This is a genomic window from Citrobacter sp. wls718 (assembly GCF_005280945.1).
Classification (GTDB): domain Bacteria; phylum Pseudomonadota; class Gammaproteobacteria; order Enterobacterales; family Enterobacteriaceae; genus Citrobacter; species Citrobacter gillenii.
The window spans coordinates 1-1,213 of record NZ_SZWV01000024.1 but is presented as its reverse complement, the minus strand read 5'-3'; the positions used below and the strand labels follow the sequence as shown (position 1 = coordinate 1,213).

General features: G+C 56.4%; 1 protein-coding gene. It reads right to left on the bottom strand.

What is annotated here, in order from left to right; all coding sequences use genetic code 11:
- Window positions 1-35 precede the first annotated feature (35 nt).
- A protein-coding gene (locus FDW95_RS05125) for an IS3 family transposase (protein ID WP_212734293.1) occupies window positions 36-1,171 on the bottom strand; the annotation gives its coding sequence in 2 pieces (ribosomal slippage) (window positions 36-925 and window positions 925-1,171; 1,137 coding nt in all).
- Between the last annotated feature and the right edge of the window lie 42 nt (window positions 1,172-1,213).

The window sequence follows — 1,213 nt, the reverse complement described above, 5'->3', positions numbered from 1 at the left end:
TGGACTGACCCCACGCCCGTAGACAAATTCTGTCCTCACGACGAGGCCTGTTCGAAGGCCTCCGGACTGACGCCGCCGAGGTGACTGTGGCGCCGGGCCCGGTTGTAGAACACTTCAATGTAATCGAAGATATCCGCCCGGGCTAGATCCCGGGTTTTGTATATTCTCTTCCTGATGCGCTCTTTTTTCAGTGAACTGAAGAACGATTCGGCCACCGCATTATCCCAGCAGTTGCCACGCCGGCTCATGCTCGGGACCAGGTTATTAGCCCGGCAGAAGCGCTGCCAGTCGTCACTGCCGTACTGGCTTCCCTGGTCTGAGTGCACGATGACCTTGCCGTCGGGTTTACGTCGCCAGACCGCCATCATCAGTGCATCCAGCGCCAGTTCGCGTGAGAGAGTGGGCTTCATCGACCAGCCCACCACGTTACGGGCGAAGAGATCGATAACCACCGCCAGATACAGCCAGCCCTGCCAGGTGCGGATATAAGTAATGTCGGTGACCCAGACCTGATTGGCCCGGACAACAGTAAACTGCCGCTGCACGCGATTAGGGGCAACCACTGAAGGTCTGCCAGCGATACGACGCGGCGCTTTATAGCCGCGCACGGCTTTAATCCGGTTCAGTTGCATAATACGGCCCACCCGGTTTTTACCGCAGGTTTCCCCGATTTCGTTCAGGTCGCCATGAACCCGCCGGTAACCGTATACGCCTCCGCTCAGTGAATAGGAGTCACGGATAAGCGTCAGCAGACGCTGATTATCTTTATCACGTGCCGAGACCGGGTTATGCAGCCACGCGTAGAACCCGGCCCGGGCGACATCCAGTACCCGACACATTGTCATCACACCCCATACAGTGCGGTGCTCATTGATAAAGCGGTACTTCAGTCGGGCTCCCTTGCAAAGTACCGCGCGGCCTTTTTCAGGATATCCCGTTCTTCTTCGGTACGTTTTAGCTGCGCCCGTAGTTTCAGGATCTCGCTTTTGGCTTCCAGTAAATCCCGGGCATGCTGCTCGCTGTTATCCGGTTTGATAGCCCGTAGCCACTTGTAGAGGCTGTGGGCAGAAACGCCCAGACGGTCAGATACTTCGGCAACGGAATAACCGCGTTCCGTTATCTGTCGGACGGCTTCTTCCTTAAATTCAGGTGTAAATCGTGGTGTGCCCATATGCTCCCCCTATGCTCAAACTATAGGGCAGGATCGTCTACC